Annotated in this window: 27 protein-coding genes; 8 read left to right on the top strand and 19 right to left on the bottom strand. The window is 63.6% G+C overall.

The window, feature by feature from the left end; translation table 11 throughout:
- The gene (locus IGS61_RS15380; protein WP_230540358.1) at positions 1–429 is read left to right on the top strand and encodes a group III truncated hemoglobin; all 429 of its coding nucleotides are present in this window, start codon (positions 1–3) and stop codon (positions 427–429) included.
- Here the strand turns inward: IGS61_RS15380 and IGS61_RS15375 are convergent.
- The 15 genes from IGS61_RS15375 to IGS61_RS15305 all read right to left on the bottom strand — a co-directional run bounded on the left by IGS61_RS15375 (position 426) and on the right by IGS61_RS15305 (position 11,931).
- Positions 426–1,184: an rRNA pseudouridine synthase gene (locus IGS61_RS15375; protein ID WP_230540357.1), complete on the bottom strand. Its 759-nt coding sequence runs from the start codon at positions 1,182–1,184 to the stop codon at positions 426–428. The genes IGS61_RS15380 and IGS61_RS15375 overlap by 4 nt on opposite strands.
- 82 nt (positions 1,185–1,266) lie before the next feature.
- Complete coding sequence (locus IGS61_RS15370) at positions 1,267–2,193, bottom strand: class I SAM-dependent methyltransferase (protein WP_230540356.1); 927 nt, start codon at positions 2,191–2,193, stop codon at positions 1,267–1,269.
- On the bottom strand, positions 2,180–2,374 hold the full coding sequence (gene iscX, locus IGS61_RS15365) for a Fe-S cluster assembly protein IscX (protein ID WP_071076333.1): 195 nt from the start codon (positions 2,372–2,374) through the stop codon (positions 2,180–2,182). Before iscX ends, IGS61_RS15370 begins: the two co-directional genes overlap by 14 nt.
- Position 2,375: 1 nt before the next feature.
- Positions 2,376–2,717 (bottom strand): ISC system 2Fe-2S type ferredoxin, encoded by a 342-nt coding sequence (gene fdx, locus IGS61_RS15360; protein WP_034750070.1) that lies wholly within the window; start codon positions 2,715–2,717, stop codon positions 2,376–2,378.
- 67 nt (positions 2,718–2,784) lie between these two features.
- Complete coding sequence (gene hscA / locus IGS61_RS15355) at positions 2,785–4,665, bottom strand: Fe-S protein assembly chaperone HscA (RefSeq protein WP_230540355.1); 1,881 nt, start codon at positions 4,663–4,665, stop codon at positions 2,785–2,787.
- A gap of 108 nt (positions 4,666–4,773) precedes the next feature.
- Positions 4,774–5,289 carry a Fe-S protein assembly co-chaperone HscB gene (hscB, locus tag IGS61_RS15350; RefSeq protein WP_230540354.1) on the bottom strand — a complete coding sequence of 172 codons (516 nt, stop codon included), beginning with the start codon at positions 5,287–5,289 and terminating at the stop codon, positions 4,774–4,776.
- 66 nt (positions 5,290–5,355) lie between these two features.
- Positions 5,356–5,676 (bottom strand): iron-sulfur cluster assembly protein IscA, encoded by a 321-nt coding sequence (gene iscA, locus IGS61_RS15345; protein WP_230540353.1) that lies wholly within the window; start codon positions 5,674–5,676, stop codon positions 5,356–5,358.
- Positions 5,677–5,727: 51 nt separating this feature from the next.
- Positions 5,728–6,117, bottom strand: coding sequence for a Fe-S cluster assembly scaffold IscU (iscU, locus tag IGS61_RS15340; protein WP_076567031.1), 390 nt, complete (start codon positions 6,115–6,117; stop codon positions 5,728–5,730).
- A 55-nt stretch (positions 6,118–6,172) separates the two neighbouring features.
- Entirely contained in the window at positions 6,173–7,429 is a 1,257-nt protein-coding gene (locus tag IGS61_RS15335; protein WP_070288779.1) for an IscS subfamily cysteine desulfurase, read from the bottom strand.
- A 40-nt stretch (positions 7,430–7,469) separates the two neighbouring features.
- Positions 7,470–7,946 (bottom strand): Fe-S cluster assembly transcriptional regulator IscR, encoded by a 477-nt coding sequence (gene iscR / locus IGS61_RS15330; RefSeq protein WP_034779566.1) that lies wholly within the window; start codon positions 7,944–7,946, stop codon positions 7,470–7,472.
- 189 nt (positions 7,947–8,135) lie between these two features.
- Positions 8,136–8,687: an NADAR family protein gene (locus tag IGS61_RS15325; protein ID WP_230540352.1), complete on the bottom strand. Its 552-nt coding sequence runs from the start codon at positions 8,685–8,687 to the stop codon at positions 8,136–8,138.
- A gap of 32 nt (positions 8,688–8,719) precedes the next feature.
- Entirely contained in the window at positions 8,720–9,499 is a 780-nt protein-coding gene (locus tag IGS61_RS15320; protein ID WP_230540351.1) for a uracil-DNA glycosylase, read from the bottom strand.
- Between the two features lie 158 nt (positions 9,500–9,657).
- Positions 9,658–10,308, bottom strand: a complete 651-nt coding sequence (maiA, locus tag IGS61_RS15315) for a maleylacetoacetate isomerase (RefSeq protein ID WP_230540350.1) — start codon at positions 10,306–10,308, stop codon at positions 9,658–9,660.
- 14 nt (positions 10,309–10,322) lie between these two features.
- Complete coding sequence (locus tag IGS61_RS15310) at positions 10,323–11,345, bottom strand: fumarylacetoacetate hydrolase family protein (protein WP_230540349.1); 1,023 nt, start codon at positions 11,343–11,345, stop codon at positions 10,323–10,325.
- Positions 11,346–11,397: 52 nt separating this feature from the next.
- Positions 11,398–11,931: a VOC family protein gene (locus IGS61_RS15305; protein ID WP_070224143.1), complete on the bottom strand. Its 534-nt coding sequence runs from the start codon at positions 11,929–11,931 to the stop codon at positions 11,398–11,400.
- A 106-nt stretch (positions 11,932–12,037) separates the two neighbouring features.
- Between IGS61_RS15305 and IGS61_RS15300 the strand changes: the two genes are divergently transcribed.
- The 7 genes from IGS61_RS15300 to IGS61_RS15270 all read left to right on the top strand — a co-directional run bounded on the left by IGS61_RS15300 (position 12,038) and on the right by IGS61_RS15270 (position 20,681).
- Positions 12,038–12,973, top strand: coding sequence for a LysR family transcriptional regulator (locus tag IGS61_RS15300; RefSeq protein WP_230540348.1), 936 nt, complete (start codon positions 12,038–12,040; stop codon positions 12,971–12,973).
- 29 nt (positions 12,974–13,002) lie between these two features.
- The gene (locus tag IGS61_RS15295; protein WP_230540347.1) at positions 13,003–13,620 is read left to right on the top strand and encodes a gamma-glutamylcyclotransferase; all 618 of its coding nucleotides are present in this window, start codon (positions 13,003–13,005) and stop codon (positions 13,618–13,620) included.
- Between the two features lie 218 nt (positions 13,621–13,838).
- Positions 13,839–16,241: a sigma-54-dependent transcriptional regulator gene (locus tag IGS61_RS15290; RefSeq protein WP_230540346.1), complete on the top strand. Its 2,403-nt coding sequence runs from the start codon at positions 13,839–13,841 to the stop codon at positions 16,239–16,241.
- The gene (locus tag IGS61_RS15285; RefSeq protein WP_230540345.1) at positions 16,216–17,436 is read left to right on the top strand and encodes a DUF917 domain-containing protein; all 1,221 of its coding nucleotides are present in this window, start codon (positions 16,216–16,218) and stop codon (positions 17,434–17,436) included. Before IGS61_RS15290 ends, IGS61_RS15285 begins: the two co-directional genes overlap by 26 nt.
- Positions 17,433–18,146 (top strand): aspartate/glutamate racemase family protein, encoded by a 714-nt coding sequence (locus tag IGS61_RS15280; protein WP_230540344.1) that lies wholly within the window; start codon positions 17,433–17,435, stop codon positions 18,144–18,146. Before IGS61_RS15285 ends, IGS61_RS15280 begins: the two co-directional genes overlap by 4 nt.
- A 290-nt stretch (positions 18,147–18,436) precedes the next feature.
- Positions 18,437–20,350: a S8 family serine peptidase gene (locus IGS61_RS15275; RefSeq protein WP_230540343.1), complete on the top strand. Its 1,914-nt coding sequence runs from the start codon at positions 18,437–18,439 to the stop codon at positions 20,348–20,350.
- Between the two features lie 154 nt (positions 20,351–20,504).
- Positions 20,505–20,681 carry a hypothetical protein gene (locus IGS61_RS15270; protein ID WP_230540342.1) on the top strand — a complete coding sequence of 59 codons (177 nt, stop codon included), beginning with the start codon at positions 20,505–20,507 and terminating at the stop codon, positions 20,679–20,681.
- Between the two features lie 463 nt (positions 20,682–21,144).
- Here IGS61_RS15270 and IGS61_RS15265 read toward each other — a convergent pair whose 3' ends face one another.
- The 4 genes from IGS61_RS15265 to IGS61_RS15250 form a co-directional block, all read right to left on the bottom strand.
- The gene (locus IGS61_RS15265) at positions 21,145–22,332 is read right to left on the bottom strand and encodes a PA0069 family radical SAM protein (RefSeq protein WP_442908071.1); all 1,188 of its coding nucleotides are present in this window, start codon (positions 22,330–22,332) and stop codon (positions 21,145–21,147) included.
- A gap of 80 nt (positions 22,333–22,412) precedes the next feature.
- The gene (locus IGS61_RS15260; RefSeq protein ID WP_230540341.1) at positions 22,413–23,120 is read right to left on the bottom strand and encodes a tRNA-uridine aminocarboxypropyltransferase; all 708 of its coding nucleotides are present in this window, start codon (positions 23,118–23,120) and stop codon (positions 22,413–22,415) included.
- Positions 23,121–23,216: 96 nt separating this feature from the next.
- On the bottom strand, positions 23,217–24,974 hold the full coding sequence (locus IGS61_RS15255; RefSeq protein WP_230540340.1) for a methyl-accepting chemotaxis protein: 1,758 nt from the start codon (positions 24,972–24,974) through the stop codon (positions 23,217–23,219).
- Between the two features lie 262 nt (positions 24,975–25,236).
- Complete coding sequence (locus IGS61_RS15250) at positions 25,237–25,749, bottom strand: lipocalin family protein (RefSeq protein ID WP_230540339.1); 513 nt, start codon at positions 25,747–25,749, stop codon at positions 25,237–25,239.
- Positions 25,750–25,751: the final 2 nt, after the last annotated feature.

The raw sequence follows: 25,751 nt of genomic DNA, 5'->3' as shown, positions 1-25,751 counted from the left end.
ATGAATAATACCGCCCCCCTCCCCCACACACGTTTCGCTCCCTACCGCGAGGAAGTCTGCAGCGAAGACGACGTCAAGCATCTCGTTCACACCTTTTATGCGGCCGCGCGCGACGACGCCATGCTGGGCCCCATCTTTGCCGCCGAGGTCAAGGATTGGGATGCCCACCTGGCCACATTGGTCGATTTCTGGTCAGGCTTGCTGCGCGGCACCATGCGCTACCACGGCAAGCCGCTGGCCCAGCACGCGAACATGGAAAACCTGACACCGTGCATGTTCCGCCGCTGGCTGACCCTGTTCTTCGCCACCACCGAAAGCATGGGCAATGCCGCCTTGCAAGAGAAGGCCGACACCATCGCCTTGAATATTGCCGAACGGCTTTGGAAAAGCTTTGCGGAAAGCCACGCCATCGTGGCGCCGCAGCTTTAAAACCTCTCGTAGCCTTGAAGGTAGCGCCACTGGCCTGACGGCATGGCGCCCATCGAAATGCGGCCGATGCGCAGGCGTTTCATGGCGACCACGTCCAGTCCCACCATCTTGCACATATGGGCGATCTGGCCCGGCTGCACGTTTTTCAGGGCAAAACGCAAACGCGTCTCGTTCTGCCAGCTGACCTTGATCGGCGGCAAAGGCTTGCCATTGAAGGGCAAGCCGTGATTCAGCAGCGCCAGGCCGTTTTCCATGATGCTGCCCGACACTTCCACGATGAATTCCTGCTCCACCGTTTTCGCTTCATCGACCAGCTTGCGGGCGACGCGGAAATCCTGCGTAAATACCAGCAGGCCCGAGGCCATGGTTTCCAGCGGATTGGTGATCGTCAGGCCGATCAGATGGCGCTTGAGGAAGCGCGTGACGGAGCTGGGCGCCACATTTTCCGGCGTGAAAATTTCTTCGGGACGCAAGCAACTGAGGGCTGGCTTGCCTTCCGCGCCGACGCCGCCGTTGATGCCGGCCGGCTTGTGCAGCAAAATCGTCACGGGCGGCATTTCATCGAGGGTGGCGTTCGGCAACAGCACCACTTCCTGATTATCCGCCACGCGCGCGCCCGATTCCTCCACCAGCACGCCATCGACCGTGACCCAGCCGCCCTCGATATACAGCTCGGCCTCGCGGCGCGAACAGGGCACGTCTTCGGACAGGCGCTTGGCCAGGCGGACGGTGGGCATTTCAATAGGTGTGGTCATGGCGGAGGCGCAAAAAGCAAGAGGAGGAGAAAGCCGGTATTGTAACCGACCCGCTCCTCCCCTCGTGTGCGACAGCGTATGCTTACGCAGTAGCCTTGGCCAGCTCTTCGGCAAAGAAGCGGTGGCCCATCTCTTCCAGGCCCAGCGTCTGCAGCACTTCCTGCAGGCGCTCCGTCGGACGCTGGCGCGGCAAGTTCTTGTAGCTGGCGATGATCAGCTCATTCTTCATCGAATGCTCCCAGCCCACCAGTTCCGTCACGCTGACCTGGTAGCCATGCGCTTCCAGCTGCAGACAGCGCAGCACGTTGGTGATCTGGCTGCCGAACTCGCGCGTGTGCAGCGGGTGGCGCCACAGTTCCGTCAAGACATTCTTGCCCAGGCTCTTGCCCTTGTTCTTCTTCAATACGGAAGCGACTTCGGCCTGGCAACATGGCACCAGCACCATGAACTTCGCCTTTTTCTTCAGGGCGAAGTGAATCGCATCGTCGGTGGCCGTGTTGCACGCATGCAAGGCCGTGACGATGTCGATCTGCTGCGGCAGCAAGTTCGATTCCGTCGATTCGGCCACGGACAGCGGCAAGAACGACATGCCGGGGAACTTGAATTTCTTCGCCAGCTCTTGCGAGCGCTGCACCAGCTCTTCGCGCGTCTCGATGCCGTAGATGTGCGAACCGTCGTTGCCATTCTTGAAGAACAGGTCGTACAGGATGAAACCCAGATACGACTTGCCGGCGCCGTGGTCGACCAAGGACACGCCGGGGTGGTCGAGCTGCACCTCGCGCAGCAGCGGCTCGATGAACTGCGTCAGGTGGTACACCTGCTTGAGCTTGCGGCGGCTGTCCTGGTTCATCTTGCCGTCGCGCGTCAGGATGTGCAATTCCTGCAGCAAGGCGACCGACTGGCCATCCTTGATCTCGGGCATGTTGCTGGCGGCGGTGATGACGTCTTTCGGCGCAACGGCGCTGTCGGCCCCCTTGGCGGCGGCTGCCGCGCCCTTAGCGCGCTTCATCGATCCACGCCATCTGTATCGCTTCGAGCACTTTTTCGCCGCCGCGCGTGTGGTCATCGTCGAAACCGTCCAGTTCCACTACCCAGTTGTGCAGGTCGGTGAAACGCACGGTCAGCGGGTCGATGTCCGGATGCGCATCGTACAGCGCTTCGGCAATCGCGTGTATGTCGGACCATTTCATGTTAGTGACTGCCTTCGCTGACCTGGTTGATCGTGTATTTCGGGATTTCGACGACGAGGTCGGCCTCGGCCACGATGGACTGGCACGACAGGCGCGACACGGCTTCCAGGCCCCAGGCCTTGTCCAGCATGTCTTCTTCCAGTTCCGTCGCTTCGTTCAAGGATTCGATGCCTTCGCGTACCAGCACGTGGCAAGTGGTGCAGGCGCACGATTTTTCGCAGGCGTGCTCGATGTCGATGTCGTTTTCCAGCAGGATGTCGCAGATGGACTTGCCGGCCGGTGCTTCGATGACGGCGCCGTCCGGGCAAAGCTTGGCGTGCGGCAGGATAACGATTTGTGGCATGGTTTCTTCTTTCAGTCTGTCATTCGGGGCGCGGCCACAATATCGGCGGCGCGCTGTTCAATTGGTTTTATACGACCTGATCCAGGGACTTGCCTTTCAGAGCAGTGCGCACGCTGCGGTCCATGCGGCGCGAGGCGAAATCCTCGGTGCCGTCGGCGAGCAGCTCGATCGCCAGCTTCAATGCCTGGTGGTCGATGGCGCCGCTTTGCGATTGCGCAATAGCGTCGCGCACCTTCTGCATCAAGCCATCCACGGCCGCGCGCTCGGCGTCGTCCAGCAGGGCGCCGTCTTCGTCCAGCGCCGACTGCGTGGCCAGCAGGATGCGTTCCGCTTCCACCTGCTCTTCGCGCAGCGCGCGCGCCACCATGTCGGTGTCGGCCGACGTGTACGAATCCTGCAGCATGCGGGCGATGTCGTCGTCGCCCAGGCCATACGCGGGCTTGACGCTGATCGACGCTTCCACGCCCGAGCGCAATTCGCGCGCCGAGACGGACAGCAAGCCGTCCGCATCGACCTGGTAGGTGATGCGGATGCGCGCGGCGCCCGCCACCATCGGCGGAATGCCGCGCAGCTCGAAGCGCGCCAGCGAGCGGCAATCGCTGACCAGTTCGCGCTCGCCCTGCAGCACGTGCACGGCCAGCGCCGTCTGGCCATCCTTGAATGTCGTGAATTCCTGTGCGCGCGCGCACGGAATCGTCGAGTTGCGCGGAATGATCTTTTCCACCAGGCCGCCCATGGTTTCGATGCCCAGCGACAGCGGAATGACATCCAGCAACAGCCAGTCGTCGCCGGCGGCGCGGTTGCCAGCGAGCAAGTTCGCCTGGATGGCCGCGCCCAGCGCCACCACCTTGTCCGGGTCGATATTCGCGTGCGGCGTCGTGTGGAAGAATTCGCTCACGGCGCGCTGCACGTGCGGCATGCGCGTGGCGCCGCCCACCATCACCACGCCGTCGACGTCGTCCGCATCCACGTTTGCGTCGCGCAAGGCTTTCTTGATGGCGTTCATGGTCTTGCCCACCAGGTGCTGCGTCATGGCGGCAAAATCCGCGGCCGTGATGCGCAGGTGGATTTCTTCGCCCGAGTTCAGCTTGGCGTCGATCGTCGTTTCCGGCTTGGTCGACAGCAATTCCTTGATTTCGCGCGCCTTCACCATCAGGATGGCCGTGTCTTCATCGGACAGCGGCGCCAGCTTGGCCTGCTCGCTGATCCAGCAGAACAGGCGGCGGTCGAAATCGTCGCCGCCCAGGGCCGAGTCGCCGCCCGTGGACAACACTTCGAACACGCCCTTGCTCAGTTTCAGGATCGAGATGTCGAAGGTGCCGCCGCCGAGGTCGTACACGGCGTACACGCCTTCGGAGGCGTTATCGAGGCCGTAGGCGATGGCGGCGGCCGTCGGCTCGCTCAGCAGGCGCAAGACATTGATGCCGGCCAATTGCGCCGCATCTTTCGTCGCCTGGCGCTGGGCATCGTCGAAATACGCTGGCACAGTAATCACGGCGCCCACCAGGTCGTCGCCCAGCGAGTCTTCCGCGCGCTGGCGCAAGGTGGCGAGGATTTGCGCCGACACCTCAACCGGGCTTTTCACGCCGGCCACGGTTTTCAGCTGCACCATGCCAGGCGTATCCTGGAAGTCGTAGGGGAGGTTTTCCGCGTAGGCGATGTCGGCCAGGCCGCGGCCCATGAAGCGCTTGACGGACACGATGGTATTCTTCGGGTCGGTGGTCTGTGCGGCCAGGGCCTTGTAGCCGATGTTCGCGTGGCCATTCGGCAGGTAGCGCACGACGGACGGCAGCAAGGAGTGCCCTTCTTCGTCGTTGAGCACCTCGGGAATGCTGTTGCGCACGGTCGCGACCAGGGAATTGGTGGTGCCAAGGTCGATGCCGACGGCCAGGCGGTGCTGGTGCGGCGCGGTCGACATGCCTGGTTCGGAAATTTGCAGAAGTGCCATTGTATTCGTGCCTCGATTAATTTTTTGCGTGATGCAGCTGATGCCTGGTGCGCATTATAAGACGGGGGCCGGACTGGCGCTTGGCACGCCGGTCAAGCTATCCGGCGATCAAACCTCGATGGCCTCATAGGCAAAACGGACTTCCTCGCCGAATTTGTCGAGGAACATCAGGGCGCGCACGCTTTGCGCGGCATTCACATAGTCGCCGCCATCGAGCTGGGCGGCCACCTGGGCCAGCAGGGCCTTGCGTTCGCCGCGCAGCTGGCGGTCCAGGGCGTCGAGCGCGTCGGCATCCTTGCCCGCGCGCGCGTCGCCCAGCTCTTCGCGCCACTCCATCTGCTGCATCAGGAAGCTGACGGGCATGGCCGTGTTCGACTCCGTCTGCAGGTCGACGCCATTGAGTTCGCACAGGTATTGCGCGCGCTTTTGCGGGCTTTTCAGGGTTTGATAGGCTTCATTGGCGCGCGTGGCCCATTGCATGGCCACGCGCTTTTCGGCGCTGCTGGCGTTGATGAAACGGTCCGGGTGGACCTTGCCCTGCACGTCGCGGTAGGCCGCATCGAGCGCGCTCATGTCGAGCCTGAACTGCGCCGGCAACTGGAATAATTCGAAGTGGTTTTGCATAATGGTCAGTGGTCGCTGTACCGCAATCGATGGGTACAGCGCACCGACCGGGGTCTTGCCAGCTGTTTAAATCCTGAAGGACTCGCCGCAGCCGCAGGCGTCTTTTTCGTTCGGATTGTGGAACTTGAAGCCTTCGTTCAAGCCTTCGCGCGCGAAATCGAGTTCCGTGCCGTCGATGTAGGGCAGGCTTTTCGGATCGACGAAGACTTTCACGCCGTGCGACTCGAAGACGCTGTCTTCGTCCGCCGCTTCATCGACGTATTCGAGCTTGTAGGCCAGGCCCGAGCAGCCCGTGGTGCGCACGCCGAAGCGCAGTCCCACGCCCTTGCCGCGCCGTTCGATATAACGGTTGATGTGCTTCGCCGCTTTTTCGGTCAGTGTGATCATGTATTTCTCCGCAACTGCCCCGGCCTTGCGGCTGGGGCGGGCTGCCAACGTTTAAGCTGCTACTGGATGGCGGGTCTGGTAATCCAGCACTGCCGCCTTGATGGCGTCTTCCGCCAGGATGGAGCAGTGGATCTTCACTGGCGGCAGGGCCAGTTCTTCGGCGATCTGCGTGTTCTTGATGGCCAGCGCCTGGTCCAGGGTTTTACCTTTGACCCATTCCGTTACCAGCGAGCTCGACGCGATGGCCGAACCGCAGCCATAGGTCTTGAATTTCGCGTCTTCGATCAGGCCGTCGGCGCCGACCTTGATCTGCAGTTTCATCACGTCGCCGCAGGCAGGCGCGCCTACCATGCCGGTGCCGATGGTTTCATCACCCTTGTCGAAAGCGCCCACGTTGCGCGGGTTTTCGTAGTGATCGAGTACTTTGTCCGAGTAAGCCATTTTGATGCTCCTTAAATATTCTTGCCGGCCCTGTCCAACAGGGCCAGAGTGTTGGTTAGTGGGCTGCCCATTGGATCGAATTGATGTCGATACCCTCTTTAAACATGTCCCACAGCGGCGACAGTTCGCGCAATTTGTGTACTTTCGATTTCAGCAGGTTCACGGCGAAGTCGATGTCTTCCTCGGTCGAGAAGCGGCCGATGGTGAAGCGGATCGAGCTGTGCGCCAGTTCGTCGCTGCGGCCCAGGGCGCGCAGCACGTACGATGGTTCCAGGCTGGCCGAGGTGCAGGCCGAGCCGGACGACACGGCGATATCCTTGATCGCCATGATCAGCGACTCGCCTTCGACGTAGTTGAAGCTGACGTTCAGGTTGTGCGGCACGCGGTGGTCCATGTCGCCGTTGATGTAAACTTCTTCGATCTCTTGCAAGCCCTTGGCCAGACGGTCGCGCAAGGCCTTGATGCGGCCGATTTCGCTGTCCATCTCTTCCTTGGCGATGCGGAAGCTTTCGCCCATGCCGACGATCTGGTGCGTCGGCAGGGTGCCCGAGCGCAGGCCGCGCTCATGGCCGCCGCCGTGCATCTGCGCTTCCAGGCGCACGCGCGGCTTGCGGCACACGTACAGGGCACCCACGCCTTTCGGGCCGTAGGTTTTATGCGCCGTGAAGGTCATCAGGTCGACCTTGGTCTTTTGCAGGTCGATGACGACCTTGCCCGTCGCCTGCGCGGCGTCGCAATGGAAGATGATGCCTTTCGAGCGGCAGAACACGCCGATCTCGTCGATCGGCTGGATCACGCCGATTTCGTTGTTCACCAGCATCACCGACACGAGGATGGTATCCGGGCGCACGGCCGCGGCCAGCTGCTCGACGGTGATCAGGCCGTTGTCTTGCGGTTCCAGGTACGTCGCTTCGAAGCCGATGCGTTCCAGTTCGCGCACCGTGTCGAGCACCGATTTATGCTCGGTCTTGACGGTGATGATGTGCTTGCCCTTGGTCTTGTAGAACTGTGCCGCGCCCTTGATGGCCAGGTTGTTGCTTTCCGTCGCGCCGGAGGTCCAGATGATTTCGCGCGGATCGGCGTTCACCAGGGCCGCCACGTGGCCGCGCGCCTCTTCCACGGCTTTTTCCGCCGTCCAGCCATACATGTGGCTGCGCGATGCCGGATTGCCGAACTGCTCGCGCAGGTAGGGAATCATCTTGTCGGCGACGCGTGGATCGATCGGCGTGGTGGCCGAGTAATCCATGTAGATCGGGAAATGCGGCGCGGTTTCAAAGTGCACCTGGCCTACGTTTTTTTCTGGGGCGTTCATCAATAACTCCTGCAATCAGCAACTTGGTATTTTGTTATGTTCAACCGAGGGCGGCGTGGTTACGGTGCATCACCATCACGCTTTGTTCGGCAATCTTTTGTCTCTGCTGGTCGACCAGGTCCTGCAAGGACACAGAATCCAGATAATCGACCATTTTTTCGTTGAGCGTGGACCACAATTCATGCGTCATGCAGCGCGCCCCCGTGGCCGCGTCGGCGCCGTGGCAATGTTCCTTGCCGCCGCACTGCGTGGCATCGAGCGGTTCGTCGACGGCGATGATGATGTCGGCCACCGTCACCTTGTCGGCGCGGCGCGCCAGGCTGTAGCCGCCGCCCGGACCGCGGATCGATTCGACGATCTCATGCCGGCGCAGCTTGCCGAACAGCTGCTCCAGGTAGGACAGGGAAATCGACTGGCGCTGGCTGATGCCGGACAAGGTGACCGGTCCCTTGCCCTGGCGCAGGGCAAGATCGATCATCGCTGTCACGGCAAAACGGCCTTTTGTAGTCAGACGCATACATCCTCTGGTCAACTGGTTTAAAATATTGCGGTTTTTCAACTCCTCAAACCCCGAGTAGTTGAATGATTTAGTCAAGTATAACAAATTCGGCGGGGTTTGTCAGAGCGCCCCTCGATGACCACAGGGCTGGCAGGGGCATGGCCGGCCGCGCCAGGCGCGGCGGCATCAGGAAAACAACAGTACTGCTCAGGCACGCAAGGCGGCACGTACTTTCATCAGTTCAAAACCCAGCAGGTTCAAGCCGTCCCAACGGGAGGGATCGCCGATGCGCGGATTGTCCGACGCCAGGCCCACGCCCCAGATGCGGTCGACGGGACTGGCTTCGACGATGACGCGCTCGCCCGTGCCCAGCAAAAACTTGCGCAGCGCGGCTTTTTGCGAGAACTTGGCAAAGTTGCCATCGAAGACGATGCCAGCGCGCGCCGCTTCCCACACCCTGGCGTCAAAATTGGCCACTTCGCGCCCCAGCTTCTTGACTTCCGACGGCCGTTCGGCCGCCACGATGCGCGCCTGCACGGCGGTATCGCCAAACAGGGCCGCCTTTTGCGCCATCATGTAGTGCTCGGCCGTCGCATACGTCACGCCAGCCAGGCTGAACGGCGACGGAAACCACTGGCTGAAGCAGCTTTTATCGGGCACCTGCGGCTGCGCCGGCGTGTGGCCCCAGAAATACAGATAGTCGGGCACGCCGCCCGCCGCGATCCACGCCTTCAATTCTTCCACGTTACTGATTTGCATATTCCCCGCACTTCCGCCAGACAGGCGATGATTCAAGCACGCAACAGTTGCATCGGGCCAAACAAGGCCTGCATGTCGCTGTTGCCGATAAAGGACAGATTATACGGATGTTCCGCCGTCACCTGCGGCAAGGCGGCCGCCACCGGCAGGCGTTTGATGAGCTCGGCAATCTTGCCCCACAGCACCAGTTGCGGCAAGGCCGCCCCGCCCTGCAGCGCCAGCGCTTCCAGCACCACCTGCAGGAAGGGCAGCCAGCCGCGCGCATCCTGCACGGGCGGCACGTGGGAACGGAACACCAGCGCCGCGTTGAGCAGCAGGAAACCCTGCTCCGTCATCTTGCGCTGCAAGTCGGGCAAGGTCTGGATCACGCCGCTGCCGGCTTGCAGCGCGGCGGCCGCCACGGGCGCCATGGACGCGCCGGACGTGTCGCCGCCCTGCAGCCGGCCATCGGCCACCAGCAGCATCTTCATGAAGTTGCGCAGGGAGGTGGCGCGGTTGACGGGCTTCGACAGGCCCGTCGCCGACCACAGGCTGCCGACGGCGCCATCCATGAAGCACACGCCCGTGGCGCTGTCGGCGCGCGGATACGGCCCCTCGCCCACCAGCACGTAACGCACCTGCGCCAGCGGCAGGGCAAAAGCGGCGAACAGCCGGCCCTGCGTGGGCAGATAATCGTCGGCGGCCAGCGCCGGCAGGTAGGCGGGATCGGCCGCCATCACGGCGTGCAGGCCGCGCAGCAGGATGGGCCGCCAGGAAGCATGCGCCAGGGACAGGGCATCGGTGATGCTGGCAGGAACGATTGTTGCGGTCATGGCGCGTCAGTAAAATATTTGGGCAAACGCAAATTGTAGCCTACCGGCAAGCACGCGTTGACTGCGCAAAATCAATTCCGCATAAAAAAAGCCCCGGCCTGCATGCTGGCCGGGGCGACTTGCGTTTGATGCGGCTCAAAGTTTGATGCGGCTCAAACTTACTCGGCGTCAGGCTGCCGCGACGGATGGGCGGCGGCAAACGCGGGCAAGGCGGCGCAATGCGCATGGATGCGCGCCACGCGCGGGTACGGCGCCAGGTCGATGGCAAAGCGCTGCGCATTGAACACTTGCGGCACCAGGCAGCAGTCGGCCATCGTCGGGCTGTCGCCATGGCAGAACAGGCCAGCTCCGGCCGGGTCGCCCTGCGCCAGCAGCGCTTCCACGGCCGCCAGTCCCTCGGCCATCCAGTGGCGGTACCACTCCTGCTTGGCCTCGTCCGACAGCCCCAGGGTGTTTTTCAGGTATTTCAGCACGCGCAAATTCGTCAGCGGATGGGCATCGCAGGCAATCGCCAGCGCCAGCGCGCGCACGCGGGCGCGTCCCAGCGCGTCGGCCGGCAGCAGCGGCACGGCGGGCCGCGTTTCATCCAGGTATTCGAGCATGGCCAGCGACTGCGTCAGGATGGCGCCGTCGTCGTCGAGCGCCGGCACCAGGGCCGACGGGTTGACGGCGCGGTAGGCCGGCAGCAGCTGCTGGCCGCCGTCCTGCAGCAGGTGCACGGGGATGCTGTCGTAGGCGATGCCCTTTAAATTAAGGGCGATGCGCACGCGGTAGGCGGCCGAACTGCGGAAATAGGTGTACAGCTTCATGGCGCGCCCTCCCCTCAGGCGCGGCCGGCGTACAGGGCCACGGTTTGCTCGATGCTGCCGAAGATGCTGGCGCCCGCCGCGTCGCGCATCTCGATGCGCACCGTGTCGCCGAACTTCAGGTACGCCGTCTTCGGCGCGCCGTGTTCGATGGTTTCATACATGCGCACTTCGGCCAGGCAGCAGTAACCGACGCCGCCATTTTCGATGCTGGAACCGAACAGGTTGCCCTGCTTGTTCGACACGGTGCCCGAGCCGACGATGCTGCCGGCGCCCAGTTCGCGCGTCTTCGCCGCATGCGCGACGAGCTGCGCAAAATTGAAGGTCATGTCTTCGCCCGCATTCGGCTTGCCGAACGGCTTGTCGTTCAGCTCCACCAGCAGCGGCAGGTGCAGCTTGCTGTCCGCCCAGTCGGCACCCAGTTCATCGGGCGTGACGGCGATGGGCGAAAACGCGCTGGCCGCCTTCGACTGGAAGAAACCGAAGCCCTTGGCCAGTTCGCCCGGGATCAGGTTGCGCAGCGAGACATCGTTGACGAGCATGACCAGGCGGATCGCTTGCGCCGCATCGGCCGCGCTGGCGCCCATGGCCACGTCGCCCGTAATCACCGCCACTTCCGCTTCCAGGTCGATGCCCCACTCTTCCGACAGGGCGAAGATGGGGTCGCGCGGCCCGATAAAACTGTCGGAGCCGCCCTGGTACATCAGCGGATCCGTGTAGAACGAGGCCGGCACTTCCGCGTTGCGCGCCTTGCGCACCAGTTCCACGTGGTTGATGTAGGCGGAACCGTCGGCCCACTGGTAGGCGCGCGGCAGCGGCGAGTGGCATTGATTGGCGTCAAACGGCTGCGCGTCCGGCGCCTGGCCCGCGTTCAGGGCCGCGTAGGCGGTTTCGAGCTTGGGCGCCACGGCGTCCCAGTTGTCGAGCGCCGCCTGCAGGGTGGGCGCGATGGCGGCCACGCGCTGGTACTGGCGCAGGTCGCGGCTGACGAGGATCAGGGCGCCGTCGCGGCTGCCGTTTTTCAGGGTTGCGAATTTCATGGAGTGTGTTCCTTGTTTGGCGTAGTGTTCAGATGGATGCCGTGGGCGGCGCTCAGGCTTCGGCCGGCGCGTGCATCCAGGCGGCGTGTTTCGGCGCGCGGCGCGTCTGCGACCATTCTTCCAGCATTTCCCATTTGACGGCGTCCAGTTTGGCCATCATTTCGGGCGTGCCCACGTTGGCCGCCAGTTCCAGGCGGTGGCCGTTGGGGTCGAAGAAATAAATCGACTGGAAGATGGCGTGATTCACGGGGCCCAGCACCTCGATGCCGGCGGCCACCAGCCGCTCCTTGGCGGCCAGCAGTTCTTCCATGCTGCCCACTTCCAGCGCCAGGTGCTGCACCCAGGCCGGGGTATTGCGGTCGCGGTCCATCGGCGGCTGCGTCGGCAGCTCGAAGAAGGCCAGCACATTGCCCTGGCCCGCGTCGAGGAAGACGTGCATGTACGGGTCCGGCGCCTTGGTCGACGGCACCAGGTCTTCCGCGATGGCGAGGACGAAATTCATGTTCAAATGCTTGACGTACCACTCGACGGTTTTCTTCGCGTCGATGCAGCGGTAGGCGACGTGGTGGATTTGCTTGATTTTCATAATGTCTGTCTCCGATGGATGGCGGGTTTTTCAGCTTTTCACCATTAGAATCCAGTTACAGCTATCATACAAACAATTTTTAACCATCGATTTATCGGATTATCTTATGAGTCCCAGCCTGCGACAGATGCGCGCCTTCGTGGCGCTGGCCAAGACCGGCAGTTTTACCCTGGCCGCCGAATACCTGCACGTGACGCAGTCGGCCTTGAGCGGCTTGATCAAGGAACTCGAAAGCGTGCTGGGCGTGCGCGTGGTCGAGCGCAGCACGCGCAAGACGCAGCTGTCGGAAATCGGCCGCGAACTGTATCCGCTGTTTGAAAAGATGATCGAGGACCTCGACGGCGCCATGGCCGGCATCGCCCAGCGCAAGGCTCTGAAGACGGGCCTGGTGCGCATCGCCGCGCCGCAGATGATGGCGTGCACCCTGCTGCCGGAAGTGATCGCCGCCTACCGCCAGGCGCACCCGGACGTGCAGCTGCGCCTGGTCGACTGCCCCGTGGAAAACGTGTCGGCGCGCGTCTTCAGCGGCGAAGTCGATTTCGGCATCGGCCCCGAGCGCGACCCGACGGCGGAAATCGCCGCGCAAGTGCTGTTCGAGATGCCTTTCGTGCTGGTCTTCCCCGAGCAGCACCCGCTGCAGCAAAAAGAGCGCGTGACCTGGGCCGACGTGGGCGACTATCCGTTCATCTCGCTGCAGGGGCAATTTACGGAACGCCTGCTGCGCGACATGCACGGCGCGTTTCGCGAACTGTCGCTCAATCCCTACAACGAAGTGACCTTCATGACGACGGCGCTGGCCATGGTCAGCGCCAACCTGGGCATCACGGTTTGCCTGCCGTACGCGGAACCGATGGTCAAACTCTACAAATTGCACATGCGCACCCTGCACGAGCCGGAACTGACGCGGCGCTTTTTCGTCTACACGAAGACGGGCCGTTCGCTGTCGCCGGCGGCCGAAAGTTTCATGGCCTTCCTGTTCCGCTTCGTCGAGACGCACGAGTGGAACGTGGGAGCGGGCGGCCCGGCTGGCACCGCTTTATAATCCATCATCGCCCCCTCACCGCTTACGCCATGACCCAGCCTGACCAGCACGCCCTGTCGCCCACCGACGCCGCCACCATCGCCGCCAACCGGCGCATGAACAAATTCGACGGCCATGCACAGGTCTGGCTGTTCGGCTACGGCTCGCTGATCTACAAGGCCGATTTCCCCTATATCGAACGGCGTCCCGCCAGCATCGAAGGCTGGACGCGGCGCTTCTGGCAAGGTTCGCACGACCACCGCGGCACGCCGATGGCGCCGGGCCGGGTCGCCACCATCGTGCCGCAGGCCGGCGCCGTGTGCGACGGCATGGCGTACCTGATCACGCCCGAAGTCTTCGCCCACCTCGACCACCGCGAAAAGAACGGCTACCTGCGCCTGGCCACCGACATCACCTTCGACGATGGCAGCAAGGTCGAAGGCCTGGTGTACATCGCCAACGAGGAAAACGCCGCCTTCCTCGGCGCCGCGTCCGAACTCGATATCGCGCGCCAGATCGCCCGCTCAAACGGCCCCAGCGGCCCGAACAGCGAATATCTGCTGCACCTGGCCAGCGCCCTGCGCGAACTGGGCAAGAGCGATCCTCACGTCTTTGCCATTGAGCAACATCTGGCGCAATTGAAGGATGCGCCGCCTGCAGCGCAGTGAGTGGCGGCAGGCTGCCAGCTTGCAAGATGCAAGCGATGAATATCTTTTTATTGTGACAATTGGCGACTATCCCCCGTTTTATTAGCGCCCATAATCGGAACGCGCGATTCCTTATGCATGAATGGAGCAACGGTACGCGTCAACAGGCAACGGGGCCGTACATCCATCACAATCACTGCCCTGCACGATAGAAGCGACTTCATCGGAGCGAGACGACCATGTCCGACAGGTCTATGCTGCAACAGCATGGCGGGCAGCCGCATGCCATGCTTCCCGGGACGGGCGCCATTGCCCCGGTGCAAGCCCCCATGCACCGCGGGTGCGCCGGGGGCGGGCTGAGCGTCATCGGCAGCTCCCCGGTATTCCAGCGCCTGCTGCGCATGGTCGACGCGGTGGCACCGACCCGCTGCACGGTGCTCATCAGCGGTCCCACCGGTTCCGGCAAGGAAATCATCGCCCAGCTCGTGCACCGGCAAAGCGGCGATCCCGGCGCGCCCTTTGTCGATCTCAACTGTGGCACCCTGCCGGAACACTTGATCGATGCGGAACTGTTTGGCCATACCAAAGGGGCATTTACGGGCGCACTCAGCAACCGCGCCGGTTTTTTCGCCCAGGCGGGGCAAGGCACGCTGTTTCTCGATGAAATAGGCGAACTGCCGCTGGGCGTGCAAAGCAAGCTGCTGCGCGTGCTCGAATCGCGCTGTTTCCGGCCGCTGGGCGGCGGCGATACCCAGCCGTTCAACGGCCGCATCGTGGCCGCCACCCACTGCGACCTGGCCGCGATGGTGCAAGCGGGCCGTTTCCGCGCAGACCTGTACTACCGGCTGGCGGTATTGAAACTCGACGTGCCGGGCCTGGACCAGCGCCGTGGCGACGTCGCCGCCCTCGCCGCGCACTTTGCCGGCCAGCAAAAGCGCCCCATCCGCTTTACCGCCACCGCCATGGAACGCCTGTGCCGGCAAGCCTGGCCCGGCCATATCCGCGAACTGCGCAACCTGATTGAACGGCTGTCGATACTGGCCGAATCACCGTTGATCGATGCGCACAGCCTGGAAACCTTCCTGTCGGCAGACAAGCCGGAGAACGCCGACCGCACGCTGCTGGCGGAAGCGCTGATGCGGCTGGATGGCGACGACAAGCTGGCTGCCGCGCAACAATTGCTGATCGACTATGCGATGCGCCTTGCCGATGGCAACAAGACGATCGCGGCCCGCCACCTGGGCATCAACCGCAAGGTCATCGAACGCCGCCTGCACGGCGACGAGGAGCGCAGCAATTTCGCCCGCGTCTGCCTGCTGGAGGGGCGCGCACTGATCGAGGCGGCCCGCTTCAAGGAAGCCATCGAAGTGTTGCGCCGCGGCCTCACCTTGCTGGCCGCCGATGCGCACCCCTGCACGGCGCGCCGCCTGAGCTGCGACCTGCACCGCTGGCTGGCCATCTCGCACCGCGGCATCAGCGGCTGGCAAAGCGCCGAAGCGCTGGCCTGCTATCGGCAGGCATTGCAGGAGGCGGCGGCGCTGGGCGACGAGGTGGAAATCACCGCCCTGCGCTTCGGCATCTGGAGCACGCAGCTGATGGCGCTGGACCTGGTGGCGGCCCGGGCCACGGCACAGGACATGCTGCAGCGGGCGCAGGCGATAGGCGACACGGACTTGCTGTCGCAGGCCCACCTGGCCCTGGCCAACACGCTGTTCTGGCTTGGCGACTACCGAGAAACGCTGGCCTGCCTGGAACGCGGACACCTGCTCTGCGGCGCGGTACCGGCCGAGACCGGGGGACAGGGCCTGGACATCGCCGCGCTGTCCTCCACCTTCGAAGGCCTGTCCTGCTTCCAGAGCGGCGCCTTCCGGCGCGCGCGCCTGGTGATGGAACAACTGACATTGCGCGGCACCGCCGACAACCCGCATCCCTTCCATCGCGCCATCGCGCTGCAGGGCGCCGCATGGCTGGCCTGCATGTTCGAAGACTGGACCCGGCTGGCAAACCTGGCGGCGGACCTGAAAACCGTCGCCAGCGAATATGGCTACCAGTTCTACCTGGGGGTGGGCCAGATATTCCATGCCTGCGCATTGGCGCCGGGCAACACCCATGTGCAAATCGAGCAGCGCATCGCCGACGGCTACCAGCGCTACATGCTGTGCGAAGGCGGCATGCTCTTCCATTCATTCCAGGCCTGGAAGCGGGGCGAACTGCTGCTGTCGGCAGGCTTGCCATCGCAAGCCCGGCAATTGCTGCACGGCGCCATCGAACTGGCGCTGGAACATGGCGAACGGGCCTATCTGGTCGAATTGCTCGACATGCACGCCCAGACGTGGATCGCGGTGGGCGACCTGGACAAGGCGGAACGCGAGCTGGGCAGTGCACTGTCGACCGCCAAGGCGCTGGGCGCGGCGGCCGGCAGCCTGCTGGTGGCGACCCGCCTGGCGCAACTGCTGCTGCAGCGCGGACGCCGGCCCGAAGCGCTGGAGCACCTCACGCGCGCCTTGCGCGGCGTGGAGCGCGACACGGCTTTCCCCCGGTTTGCCCAGGCGCTGCAGTTGCAGGCCACCCTGGCGCAAGCCTTTTCCATGCCATGCCAACCTGAGGACCCGCATCATGAGCTATCTGCTGAACCACGATGACCTTGAATCGCTATTGCTGGGAGCTTGCTTCTTCGGCAGCGGCGGCGGCGGCACGCTCACTTCCGCGCGCAGCCTGCTGGCCCAGTTCCACGCCGGCGACTACTATCCCGACGCCCGGGTGCGCGTGGTCAGCGTCGAGGAAGCCACCGATGGCGATACGGTCATGGTGGCTTACCTCGGTTCGCCCGTGGCGATCAATGGCGCCCATTTTCCGCAGGGCCCCGTCGATGCCGTGATCGCCGTCAGGGAGCGCCTGGCGCTGGAAAACCGCACCTTGGCCTACCTGGCGCCGCCGGAGAGCGGCGCGCTGGGGTTTCTCGTCGCCTGCCTGGTCGCCGCCCGCCTGGGGCTGGCGGTGATCGACGCCGACGGCGCCGGCCGCGCCGTTCCCTCGCTGCCCCAGCTGACCTATGCGGCCGCGCAAATCAATCCGCGCCCGGCCTTCCTCGTCAGCCAGGCCGGACTGCGCGTGGAACTCGACGTCCAGCCCAGCCAGTGCGTGAACGGCGCCCATGCCCATCAGCAGGACGTGGCAACGATCATCGACCAGATGATGCGCCCCATCGTCTCGCAAGCCGACTTCAAGCAGTTCGGCGGGCTGGCCATGTGGATCATGGCGCCGGCCGAGCTGGCCCGGGCGCTGCCGGTGCGCGGCACCCTGGGACGTGCCCTGCGCCTGGGCCGCGAACTGCAGGCAGGCCGCTTGCGCAGCGCGGACGAACTGGTCACCTATCTGGCGCTGCAATTCGACATACGCGCCCGGCCCCTGTTTCCACAAGGCACATTCGTCGCCGCCGAAGTCGAATCGCGCAATGGCTTCGACCTGGGCAAGATCACCATCCGCGCCGGCGAGCGGCTATGCACGGTCCTGTACCAGAACGAATCGCTGCTGGCCTGGGACAGCAGCCGCAGCAGCCCCATCTGCATGGCACCCGACACCATCAGCTACCTGGTCGAGGGCGATGGCCAGGCCGTGTATTCGAATGGCGACTTGCTGCTGCCGGACGGCAGCCTCAACCCGGCCCTCCTGCAGCGCAAGGTGACGCTGCTGGGCCTGGAAGCCAATCCCGTACTGCGCGAACGGGGCGGCCTGATACTGGACAGCTTCATGCAACTGCTCGACACCATCGGCTACCTGGGGCCGTATGTGCCGCTCAGTGGCAATGCCGGCGCGGCGGCAGGGAGCGCCGCATGATGCCGCTGCGCATCTGCATCGTGGCGCCGGTGGCCACCGACGCCTACAACCAGCGCCTGCTGGCCGCCATCGAACCCGTGATGCAGCCCGATGTCGAAGTGTCCGTGCGCAATATTTCCACCGGGCACGACTGCATAGAATACCGCGTCGACTGGCTGCAAAACGGCTATCCGGTGGTACAGCTGGCCAGGGAAATCGAACGCGACGGCTATGACGGCATCTGGCTCAGCGACTTCGACATGTGCGGCGTGGAGGCGGCGCGCGAAGTGATCGACATTCCCATTCTCGGCGGCTTTCCGCCCGCCGCCTTTACTGCGCTGGCACTGAGCCAGCGCCTGTCGATCATGACGATACTGCCCAGCACGCTCGCCATGCAGCAGGGCCACATGCAAGCCTACGGCTTGCAGGACAGCTTCGCTTCCATCCGCTCCATCGACTGTCCCGTCGGCGATCTCGACAAGCTGGACAAGGTGGTGGAAAAAACCTTCCAGGCCGCCATGCTGGCCGTCCAGGAAGACGGTGCCCAGTCCATCCTGCTCGGCTGCACCGGCTTTGTCGGCGTCGCCGCGCGCGTCACCGCCCGGCTGGAAGACGCGCTGCACACCTATGTGCCGGTGATCGATCCGAACCAGGCAGGCTTCAGCTTCCTGGTTTCCCTCGTGCGCATGGGCCTGCGTCCCAGCCGCGCCTGCTACAGCAAGCATCGCTGATGCAGCGCACGCGCCGGGGCCACCCCATGCCGTGGCCCCGGCGTCCCTCCTTCCCCGCCCGCCGTTTTCGTCCATCCCGGCAAAAAAGGGTGGACGATATGCGCCAGTATTGTTGCGCCATGACAAGGTAAATCAGCCCCATCCCTTGCAAATCAAGCACTTGGCGTTCTGGCACATCCCTTGCTAAAGATCAAGCTATCGGCGCCTGGCAAGCAGGCGCCGCAGCAGGCGTGCGGCGCACCTCGAATAGCGTGCCGCACGCCCTCCAGGACCCAGCAAGGAGCCCGGCCGTGCCGACGATTATGGACGAATCCACCACCCAGGACAGCCTGGCCAATCATGGCTTGCTGCCCGGCCTGGCAGCCTTGCAAGAAGGCAACACCGGCTGCGCCGACATCTGCATCGCCGTGCTCGACGGTCCCGTCGATACCAGCCACCCCTGTTTTGCCGGAGCCAGGCTGCAACGGATCGATACCCTCGCCACGGGCTCCAGCGGCAGCGGCCGGGCATCGCAACACGGCACGCACGTCGCCAGCATCATCTTTGGCCAGCCCGGCAGCCCCGTCACGGGCCTGGCCCCCCATTGTCGGGGCTTGATCCTGCCCATCTTTGCCGACCGCGCCGACGGCACCTTGATGCAATGCACGCAGCTCGACCTGGCCCGCGCCATCACCCAGGCCGTCGAGCACGGCGCACACATCATCAACGTCAGCGGCGGCGAACTGTCCGACAGCGGCGCCGCCGATGGCTTGCTGCAAAAAGCCATACAACTGTGCCATGAACGCAACGTCCTGCTGGTGGCGGCGGCGGGCAATGACGGTTGCGATTGCCTGCACATCCCCGCCTCCATCGAGTACACGCTGGTGGTCGGCGCCCTGGACCGGCAAGGCGCTCCCATGCCCAACAGCAACTGGGGCGAAGCCTATCGCAGGCGCGGCCTCATGGCACCGGGCACCGACATCCTCGGCGCCGCTCCCGCGGGGCGGGTGCGGCTCAGCAGCGGCACCAGCTTTGCCACCCCGATCGTCTCGGCCATCGCAGCCTTGCTGCTATGCCGGCAACACCAACATGGGGATCGTCCTGACCCTCGTGGAGTTTGCAGCGCACTGCTGCAGAGCGCAACGCGTTGCAAAACCAATGGCGAGCTGGACTGTCGCCGCCTCCTGACTGGGACATTGAATGTGCCGGGCGCCACTCAACTATTATTAAAAGGGAAAATTGAAATGTCAGACGATACTGTGATTGAAGCGAGCCCAGCCAATGCCGACACTTCCGCGCAGGCGCATCCGCTCAGCATCCCCATGCTGGAAACCTCCTCCCCGGCCACGCTCGCCGCCCCTGCCGGCGCTGCGCGGCAAGGCATCGCCGCTTCCGGCATCGATGCCTCCGATTGCGGCTGCGGCGGCGGTGCGGCCAAGGGTCCGACGCTGGTGTATGCGCTGGGCAACCTGGGCATCGACTTCGGCAGCGAAGCGCGCCACGATTCCTTTGTCCAGGCCATGCCATCGGGCAGGAACAACCCCGACGATCCCCAGCAATTGATCGAGTTTCTGCGCGCAAAGCCATATTTCCGCCAATCGCTGACCTGGACCGTCAACCTGGACGCCACGCCGATTTACGCGATCGTGCCCGTCGGCCCGTATGCCGACCTGACCTATGAACTGCTGTTCGAAGCCTTCGTCGGCACGATCGATGGCAAGGTCGTCATGAATTCCTTTCCCGGCGTAATCTCGGGTGCCGCCAGGCTGATGTCCGGCCAGGTCGTGCCCGTGATTCAGCCGGCCCTACGGGGCATGTTCAGCTGGAATGTCCCGGAGCTGATCAGCAGCCTGATGGCGGCACAGGACAACCAGGAAATCAGCAGCGGCAACACGGGCGCGCGCCTGGAAAACTTCCTGAACCGCATCTATTACGACTTCCGCAACCTGGGCGTCACGGGCATGGACCGCGCGCTCAATTTCTCGGCCACGAATGCCATGCAGGCCACGGAAATGCTGAGCAAGACCACCGGCATGCAGCTCGATACCATCGTGGTGCAACAGAGCCCCGTGTGCCGCCCGGGTTCCGAGTGCTACGACATCATCATGACCTTCTTCAACCCGGAAAACCTGCAAATAGCCAACACGGTCGCCCGCTTCGCCGTCGACGTCAGCGACGTGATACCGGTCAGCGTCGGCCCCGTGCGCTACTGGTCGCAGCGCTGACCGCAACGCCATTGGAATTGTCGGGGCACGTGGGCGCAGCGATGCGTGCACGCGCTTCAGCAGACGGTCGTTGGCGGGAAACGATCAGCACCGTACTTCGGTACGCACACCCATTGCCGTTGCCCGCGGCGGCGCCACCACAAGGAGTTTCAAAATGAACAATCTTCCATTGCAAGCCAAAGCCGTTCAACGCAGCCCCAGCATCTCCGGCGTCAGCCAGGGTGTCGCCCCTTCCGGCATTGCCTGCACCCTGTGCCAAATGGGTTGCAGCGCCTTGAGCGGCACCGCGCAGCAACTCTGCCTGGCCGCTTGCGCCGCCACCGTTTGCTGATCAAGCCAGCAGGATCGAGCCATTCCGGCTAAACCCGGCATGCCTGCGGGCGATGCGTTTCTCGTCGCCCGTTCAGCCTGCCGGCATCATCCACGATTGAGGAAGGACAGCGATGCGACTCCCACTACAAAGCCCGCCTGTTTCGCGCAGCGCGCGTGGCCCTATCAATGCGCAAGCCAGCGGTCCGCACGCGAGCGGCATGCAACCGTCCGCCTGCGGACCGACCAACACGGGCCAGGGCCAGTGCTTCGATACGAACGGGCCGATAGGCGGTCCGACGGCCCACAATTGCAGCGCCTGCTGCGCCCGGCGCGGTGCGATTCACTGGCAAGGCGTGAATGGCACTTTTGCCATCTGCCAATAAACACCGATTCGGCCAGCAGTATCCCCGCCTCCTGGCCTCTGCCGGAAGCGGGGACTGCGTCGGACGCCGGCCCTTCCCGCCCCGTCCACGCCGCATGCGCTAGAACAGATCCAGCTGCCCCGCATTGCCATTTTTCACTTTTGCGCCCAGCGGCGGCACCACCAGCGGCCGGCGGAATTGCGTGCAATCGAGCTGCTTGAAGCGGCCGCCCTTGCCGTGCAGCCCCAGCCGGTGCACGGCCTTTTCAAAGCGCTGGCGGATGAGGTCGGCCCACACGCCTTCGCCCCGCATGCGCGTGCCGAACGCGCTGTCGTAATCCTTGCCGCCCCGCATTTCCCGCACCCGGTTCATCACGCGCTGGGCCCGTTCCGGGAAATGCGCTTCCAGCCATTGCTGGAACAAGGGGCTCACTTCCCACGGCAGGCGCAGCACCACGTAATGGGCGTGGATGGCGCCCGCGTCGCGCACGGCTTCGAGCAGCTGCTCGATTTCCGGCTCCGTGACAAAGGGGATGATGGGCGCGATGCTCACGCCCACGGGAATGCCCGCCTCCGTCAGGGTGCGGATGGTGCGCAGGCGCCGCGCCGGGGCGGCCGCGCGCGGCTCCAGCGTGCGCGCGATAGCCGGGTCGAGCGTGGTGACAGTGACGGCCACGGCTGCCAGGCGTTTGGCCGCCATGGGCGCCAGAAGATCGATGTCGCGCTCGATCAGCGACGATTTCGTGATCAGCGCCACCGGATGGTCGCATTCGTGCAGCACTTCCAGCACGCGCCGCGTCAGCTGCCGTTCCCGTTCGCACGGCTGATACGCATCGGTATTGACGCCCAGGGCGATCGGTTCGGGCACATACGACGGCCTGGCCAGTTCGCGCCGCAACAGTTCCGGGGCGTTCACCTTGGCGTAGATGCGGCTTTCGAAATCCAGGCCCGGCGACAAGCCCAGATAACTGTGCGTGGGACGGGCAAAGCAATAAATACAGCCGTGTTCGCAGCCCCGGTACGGGTTCAGCGACACATTGAAGGGCAAATCGGGCGAAGCGTTGCGTGTGAGGATGGTGCGCGCCTGCTCGTCGCTGACCTGCGTCTTCCAGGCCGGCGCCGCCTCCCCGGCCGCCTCCTCCAGGCCGTCCACGCCCCAGCCGTCATCGAAGCCGGCGCGCGCATGCGCCTCGTAGCGCCCTTGCAGGTTCGAGACGGCACCGCGCCCCTTGCGGGCTTTCAGCGATTGCGGCGGCAACATGGCTTGCCCGGCGAAGCTGTCATCGTGCTCTGGAATGATTGCTTTCATGAACGGCCCCATAAACTGTATATACGTACAGTATACTATGCCGCTGCGCGGGCAAGATCAAGGGCTACCGTGTGACCGTTTCAAGCTTTTTCAGCGTGCGGCATGACATAACTCAACTGCTGCGCGACAAAGCCGTCGAATGCCGCGATCAGGGGAACGAAGCGGGGCGTGTCCTGCTCCAACTGCATCAGGGCATAACACGTCGCTTCCAGGGTCGATAACTGGTCTGGCGCGTGCGCCTTGCGGATCAGGTAATGGGAAGCAGGCGTATCGCGCAGCGGCAGGCGCGGCAGCTGTTGCAGCTGCGGATTCAGATACAGCATCTTGCGGCTCTTGCGCCAGGTGGCGTCCAGCACCACCAGCCGCAACTGGGCCGAAAATCGGGCCAGATCGCGCAAGATGGCGGGGTCGAGCGCTGGCGGCGGCGCGATGCCCAGCGAACGGTCGCCGGGCGTATCCGGGTACAGCAGCACATTATGCTTGCCGGCCAGCAATTCGGCGAGGTCTTGCGGGGCAAACTGCTCGCCCGTCAGCAGGCGGCTGTTGGGCAGGCTCAGATGCAGCAAGCGGGCGCTGCCCTTGGCGTTGTGGACTTCCAGCGGATGCTGGAGGATCAGCACTTCCACGGCGTGGGCAACGGGGGCGATCCAGCGGCAGATGCAGCTGGCTGCGGCACGCAGACAGACCGGGCAGCGTGCCCGTTTGGCGGGTTCAGCCGGGGAGAACGATGCAGCGCCAGCGTGAGAGGCGGGGTCGGAGGCAAGGCTGGAGGTACGGCGGGTGGTCATGGCGGAGCGCGTTCGCGGGATTCTTCAAGCCGCGATTGTAGCGCCCGTGCCATGCCAAGGGAAAGCTGCGCTTAAAACACCTGCGCTTAAAACCGATTAAAACTCTTCCCAGTCGTCGGCGCCGGATGCCACCGGCGTCTTCGGCGTGCGTGCACGCACAGCTTCCGCTGGCGCCGCCTTGCCCGGCGCAGGGGCGGCCACGGCGGGTGCCGGCGTCCGCGGCGTGGCGTGCCGCATGGCAGGCCGCATCGCAGCTTTGGTGGGCGCAGACGCCGTCACGGACGGAGCAGCACTGGCCGATGCATATTGCTGTGTGGCATCGAGCTTGAACACGCCCACCACGTCGGCCAGCCTGGCTGCCTGTTCCTGCATGGATTCGGCCGCCGCGGCCGCTTCTTCCACCAGGGCCGCGTTTTGCTGCGTCACCTGGTCCATCTGGCCGATGGCCCGGTTGACTTGTTCGATGCCGGTGCGCTGCTCATCGCTGGCGTCGGTGATCTGGTTCATGATCTGCGTCACATGGCTGATGCTTTGCACGATTTCGTCCATGGTGCGGCCAGCCTTGTCCACCAGTTGCGAACCGGCCTCGACCTTTTGCACGGAATCGTCGATCAAGCCCTTGATTTCCTTGGCCGCCGCACTCGAACGTTGCGCCAGGTTGCGCACTTCGGAAGCGACGACGGCAAAGCCACGGCCCTGTTCGCCGGCCCGGGCCGCTTCCACGGCCGCGTTCAAGGCCAGGATATTCGTCTGGAAGGCGATGGCGTCGATGACGCTGATGATGTCGACGATCTTGCGCGAGGAATCGTTGATCGAGCCCATGGTGCTGACCACTTCCGACACCACCACGCCGCCCTTGCTGGCGATCTGCGAGGCGTCGATGGCCAGCTGGTTGGCGCTGCGCGCATTGTCGGCATTGAGCTTGACGGTGGAAGTCAGTTCTTCCATGGAAGACGCCGTCTCTTCCAGCGAGCTGGCCTGCTCTTCCGTGCGCGACGACAAGTCCAGGTTGCCGGCAGCAATTTCACTCGACGCCGTGCTGATCGATTCCGTGCCGGTGCGCACCTGGCCGACGATACTGACCAGTTTATCGTTCATGTTTTTCAGCGCATGCATCAGCTGCCCCGTTTCATCGCGGCTGTCCACCACGATATGGCTGGTCAGGTCGCCAGCGGAAACGGCTTCCGCCACCTCGACGGCGCGCGTGATGGGACGCGTGATCGAGCGCGTGATCCAGTACGCGCAAGCGATGCCCAGCAAGATGGCAACCACGCCCAGCGAGATCAGCAGCGAACGGCCGTTTTCATAGCGCGAACGGATTTGCGCGGCCGCTTCATCGAGCAATCTTGCTTCCAGCACTTCCAGTTTTTTGAGCGACGCCAGATAGATGTCGCGCTTGACGGCCATGTCGCCTTCGTACAGGCGCTTGCCCAGTTCCAGGTCGCCCGCATTCTTGGCCTTGAACACATTCTTGCGCACTTCCGTATAGGCTTTGCGCGTGCTCAGCACTTCCTGGTACAGCGATTGCTCTTCGGTGTTCAGCTCGCTCTTGCCGATCGCGTTCTGGATTTCCGTGGCGCGTGCCGACGAGACGGCCATTTCCTGTTCAAACTGCTTCTGGTGTTCGGGATCGCCCACCTTCCAGGCGGCCGCCGTGCGCGCCGCGTTGACCTCGATGACTTTGGTCCATTCGCCGATCAGGCGCTCGTTGCGCACCTTGACGTTGACGAGCGCATCGGTTTCCTTGCTGGCGCTTTGCATCTGCACGATGCCCACCACGGTGAGACTGGTCAACAGGAGCAGGACGGCGGCAAAAGCGCCACCGAGACGTACGCCGATTCTGAGGTTTTTCATTGCGTGATTCCTATCTGAAGAAAACAATGCACAGACGCCACGAAACCGACTTACTGCTACGTACCAATATAGCAGGCATCTGCCGTGCGGCAATCACGAGCGGTGGCGCAACGGTACCCGCCACCGGAATGGCAGCACGCCGCAGCGCACCACTTTGGAGCAGATTGTGAGTGAATCAGAGTGGTATTGCAAGAAATAACATGCAGAAAAGCAACAACCAGAAGATGCCATGCCGCCACGAACGGGCGGCAGCCAAGCAGAGTCAGTTTTGCTTCACATAGATCAATTTTGACGTATCGAAACCCAGGCCACGGGCTTTTTCGATCAGCCGCTGCTGCAATGCGGGATCCATGCTGGGCGTGCGCGACAGCAACCACAAGTACGACTTGTCGGGGCCGCTGATCATGGAATAGCTGTAATCTTGCTGGTCCAAATCAAACACGATGTAGGAACCATAGAAGGGACCGAAAAACGACACTTTCAGATAGCCCACGTCTTTCTTGTCCACAAAATACGCCTTGCCTTCCGCTTCCTTCCACTTCGCGTCCGCATCCTGGTAGCCCCGGTTGAGCACTTTCAGGCCGCCATCCTGGCGCAGGCTGTAGTCGGCCGTCACATGGCTCAGACCCCGTTCGAACGAATGGTCCAGGCGCGCGATCTCATACCATTTGCCCAGATAGCGGGTCGTGTCGAAGTTGCTGACGGGGACGATGTTATCGGGACGGCCCACGCAGCCGGCCAGCACGAGCACACACAGGAACAACAGTTTTTTCATGG

The organism is Janthinobacterium sp. FW305-129, assembly GCF_020858115.1.
GTDB lineage: Bacteria > Pseudomonadota > Gammaproteobacteria > Burkholderiales > Burkholderiaceae_D > Janthinobacterium.
Note: the sequence above shows the minus strand (reverse complement) of the source record. Positions and strands in the feature narration are given on the sequence as shown.